This window comes from Duganella rivi, assembly GCF_009857435.1.
In the GTDB taxonomy this organism is placed as follows: Bacteria; Pseudomonadota; Gammaproteobacteria; order Burkholderiales; family Burkholderiaceae_D; genus Rugamonas; species Rugamonas rivi.
This window is the reverse complement of sequence record NZ_WWCK01000014.1, coordinates 1-4,301: the sequence shown is the minus strand read 5'-3', so window position 1 is coordinate 4,301 and position 4,301 is coordinate 1. Positions and strand designations below refer to the sequence as shown.

The window sequence follows — 4,301 nt, the reverse complement described above, 5'->3', positions numbered from 1 at the left end:
CGTTCGACTTGCATGTGTAAGGCATGCCGCCAGCGTTCAATCTGAGCCAGGATCAAACTCTTTAGTTTAATCTCTGTTTTATCTCGTTTTACCGAGATGGTTCGCTCACTCAAAATACTGACAGTATCACTACTGTATTATTTCTTGTTGAGCATTTAATGCTTTTTGTTGCAGCACCAAATGCCCACACTTATCGACTGTTGATTTTTAAAGATCATCTTGTGTTGCTAGCTGAAGAAGCGTTTTGTTCATCAGCGAAGAGGCAAGATTATGAAGTATTTCGTTTATCTCGTCAAGCCTTCTTTTTACTTCGTTTTTTTCGCTTAACTCAGCATTTGTTTGCCGTGTCTTGCGAGGGACAGAACTATAACAAAGCCTGCGCTCACCTGGCAAGCCTTTTTGTTATAGTTCGTTTTCATCGTTACCAAGGAAGATATTTTGTTCATCGCCGCACTACTTGCCGCCGCTGTTACCGAAGCGCCGATTGTCGTCATCAGTGGCACCCGCACTGAACGCGCCAGCTTTGATGTACCGGCATCCATTGATGCGGTGGCAATCGATGACAGCCAGCCGCGCGTCAACGCATCCGAAGCATTGGCTGCGGTGCCCGGACTGGTGGTGCAGAACCGGCAGAACTACGCACAGGATTTGCAGATCTCTTCACGCGGCTTCGGCGCGCGGTCGGCTTTCGGCGTGCGCGGCGTGCATCTTATTGCGGACGGCATCCCGGCCAGCATGCCGGACGGCCAGGGACAAGCAGCCACCTTCAATCTCGATATGGCCGAACGCATTGAAGTACTGCGCGGGCCTTACTCCGCAATCTACGGCAACCACGCCGGCGGCGTGATTCAGCTATTCAGCAAAGAGGGCGAAGGCGCGCCATCGGTGGAGTTGAACGTTAGCGGCGGCAGTTACGGCACGCACAAGACCGACCTCAATGCGCAAGGTAAGCAAGGCGGTATCGGCTACCTGCTCGATGCCTCGCGCTTCGATACCGACGGCTATCGCGCACACAGCGCAGCCACCCGAGATCAGGCCTACGCCAAGCTGACGCTCGCGCCTGTCGATGGCGCTAAACTGAGCATCGTCGCCAGCGCACTGCGACAAGACGACACGCAAGATCCGCTCGGCGTCACCTGGGCGACTTATCAGCGCGATCCACGCGCGAACGAAACCGATAACGCCGATACGCAAACACCAAAACGCACGCTGGCCGATCGCTACAACACGCGCAAGAGCATCAGCCATCAGCAAATCGGCGCGGCGTGGGAGCAGCACTTCGGCGATGATCGCTTGCGCGTGACCGCGTACGGCGGCAATCGTGAAGTGATTCAGTACCAGGCATTCTCCAAGGCGTTTCAAGCGCCGGCCACGCACTCCGGCGGCGTGGTGGATTTTGAGCGCGACTTCTCCGGCGCGGAGATCAGCTGGACGCATGTGCAGCATCTCGCTATCGGCAAGCTGACTACCACTGCCGGCGTGGAGTACGGCCGCTCCAGCGATGCGCGCCAAGGCTACGAGAATTTCATCGGCAATCAGTTCGGCGTGAAGGGCGCGCTGCGCCGCGACGAAGACGATAAGGTCAGCAATCTCGATCCTTATCTGCAAACGGAATGGGACAGTGGTGCGTGGCAACTCAGCGCCGGCCTGCGTCATAACCGCGTGAAGATTTCGGTCGACGATCACTTCATCAGCAACGGTAATGACAGCGGTTCGCTCAACTACAGTCACACCACGCCGGTGCTGGGCGTGCTGTATCGCGTGGCGCCACAACTGAATGTGTACGCGAGCGCGGCGCGCGGTTTCGAAACGCCGACACTCAATGAACTGTTCTACTCGGGTACGGGCGGCGGTTTCAATTTCCGATTGCAGCCTGCATACAGCACGCACCTGGAAGGCGGCATCAAAGCGCGTCTGAATGATGGCGTCCGCATCAACGCCGCGCTGTTCCAGGTGAAGACCGACGACGAGCTGGTAGTCGATACCGCGAGCGGCGGCCGCACCAGTTATCGCAACGGCGGCAAGACTTTGCGCCAAGGCGCGGAGTTGTCGCTCGATGCGACATGGCGTTATGGCTTTAGCACGCGCCTGGCGCTTACCACGCTGCGCGCGATCTACGACCAAGGCTATGGCAATGTGCTGAAAGGCAGCCGGTTGCCCGGCGTGCCAAATGCGAATGCGTATGCGGAACTGGCGTGGCAGGAAAGCGCCGGCAGATGGGGCGCAGCGCTGGAGGCGATTGCTGCCAGCGATATCTACGTCGAAGACAGCAACGCGGATAAGGCGGCGCCCGGATATGGCGTGCTGAATGCACGCATCACGGCGCGCCAGCAGTGGGGCGGCTGGCGCTTCAAGCAGTACGCGCGCTTAAACAATCTGCTCGATAAAAACTACGTCGGTTCGGTGATCGTCGGCGACACCAACAAGCGCTATTACGAAGCGGCGCCGCAGCGCAACTGGATGCTAGGAGTCAGTGCGCTGTATCAGTTCTAACGATCAGCGTAAGCGCAGCGGTTTTTCATCCGACAGCTTGAAGGTGCTGACCGCTGCCGACAGATGCTGCGCTTGATCCTGCATGCTGTGCGCAGCGGCGGCGGCTTCTTCAACCAGCGCAGCGTTTTGCTGGGTCACGCCATCCATCTGGCGTATCGCCTGGCTGATTTGCTCGATGCCGGTAGTTTGCTCTTCGCTGGCCGCGCTGATGTCGCTGATGATATCCGTCACGCGGCGTACGCTGTTCACCACTTCATCCATCGTGGCGCCGGCCTGATTGACCAGGCGCGCGCCTGCGTCAACCGTCTCCACCGAGTCGTCAATCAGCACCTTGATCTCTTTGGCTGCTGCCGATGAACGCTGCGCGAGGTTGCGCACCTCGGTCGCGACAACGGCAAAGCCGCGTCCCTGCTCACCGGCGCGCGCCGCTTCCACTGCTGCATTCAATGCCAGGATATTGGTCTGGAATGCGATGCCGTCGATGACCGCAATGATGTCCACGATCTTCTTCGACGATGTGTTGATCGCGCCCATGGTGTCCACCACCTGCGCCACCACTTCACCACCGCGCACAGCGACTTCCGATGCGGACAACGCAAGCTGCTGCGCCTGGCGCGCATTGCCGGCGTTGTGTTTAACCGCATCAGTCAGCGCCTCCACCGAAGACGTGGTTTGCTCCAGCGCCGACGCTTGCGCTTCGGTGCGCGCCGACAGATCCTGATTACCCGATGCGATCTGCACCGATGCACTGGCGATGGTGCCGGTGCCGCTGCGGATCTGGCCAACGATGTTGGTCAAGCCGTCCTGCATGGCTTTCATCGCAGCCAGCAAACTATCTTGATCGCGCGGCGAGGTGTGGATGGTGACGCCCAAATTACCCGAAGCGATACTGCCCGCGATGGCGGCTGCGTAACGCGGTTCGCCACCCAATTGGCTCATCAGGTTGCGCGCCAGCGCGTACAGGAACGCGGCAGCCAAACCGACGGAGCCCAGAAGGATCGTCAGCATAACGGCGGTCGAAGAAGCGATTTGCGATTTGGCGTCCGCCTCATCATCGGCGTTGCGCTTGGTGGCGCGCTCCACCAGCTTATTGATGGCGGCGCGATGCTGCGCGTAGCGCTGCTTCATCACATCCAATGCGGCAGCGGCAGCTGCCGCATCATCTTTTTCCAGTGCTGGCACAAACTGCGTAAACGCGACCTGGTAAAACTCTTGCGCAGGCTTGTCGGCGCCGTTCAGCAGCAAATCCTTGATATCGTCTTCCAGCACTTCCTTGGTCCAGAAGTCGTGACGCGTGTCGTAGTCGTTCTTGAGGGATTTGAGATTGTCGATCAGTGCCTTGCGTTCGGCTGGCGGCGCACTCACGGCCTGCAAGGAAACCAGGTAGGATTCAATGATGTATTCAGGCGGCGGCAGAATGTCCGCGATCAGGTCTTTACCCTGTACTACCCGCTGATAAATCGGGCCATTGACCTTAACGTGATTGAGTACATGGAAGGACCAGCCGCCGTACAGCGCGAAGCCGGCAACGATAATACCCATGAGTAAAGCGAAGCGATGCGCCAGCTTTAATTCTGAAAACTTCATTGTGCCTCTAGGTTACTGAAATAATAAGAGCACGAGTATAAGGCACAAATGCAAAAAATCCCCTACCAGCAGAGCCGATAGAGGATTTTTTTATATAACTAGCTTGACGATAACCTACTTTCACACTGGTTGCAGCACTATCATCGGCGTAGAGTCGTTTCACGGTCCTGTTCGGGATGGGAAGGGGTGGGACCGACTTACTATGGTCATCAAGCTTTGAC

The 4,301-nt window shown here is 57.5% G+C and carries 2 protein-coding genes and 2 rRNA genes; 1 reads left to right on the top strand and 3 read right to left on the bottom strand.

Translation table 11 applies throughout. The features are described 5' to 3' along the window. Window positions 1-68, bottom strand: a 16S ribosomal RNA gene (locus GTP45_RS27715); the annotation flags it as partial. 370 nt (window positions 69-438) lie between these two features. Here GTP45_RS27715 and GTP45_RS27710 point away from each other — a divergent pair. Further along, the gene (locus GTP45_RS27710) at window positions 439-2,493 is read left to right on the top strand and encodes a TonB-dependent receptor family protein (protein ID WP_166454764.1); all 2,055 of its coding nucleotides are present in this window, start codon (window positions 439-441) and stop codon (window positions 2,491-2,493) included. A 3-nt stretch (window positions 2,494-2,496) separates the two neighbouring features. Here the strand turns inward: GTP45_RS27710 and GTP45_RS29245 are convergent, their stop codons facing one another. Both GTP45_RS29245 and rrf read right to left on the bottom strand, forming a co-directional pair. Beyond that, complete coding sequence (locus tag GTP45_RS29245; RefSeq protein WP_161017074.1) at window positions 2,497-4,080, bottom strand: methyl-accepting chemotaxis protein; 1,584 nt, start codon at window positions 4,078-4,080, stop codon at window positions 2,497-2,499. A gap of 101 nt (window positions 4,081-4,181) precedes the next feature. After that, a 5S ribosomal RNA gene (gene rrf / locus GTP45_RS27700) occupies window positions 4,182-4,294 on the bottom strand. Between the last annotated feature and the right edge of the window lie 7 nt (window positions 4,295-4,301).

Excerpts from the sequence above, each read along its gene's own strand:
- GTP45_RS29245 (WP_161017074.1), bottom strand. The coding sequence starts at position 4,080 with ATGAAGTTTTCAGAATTAAAGCTGGCGCATCGCTTCGCTTTACTCATG.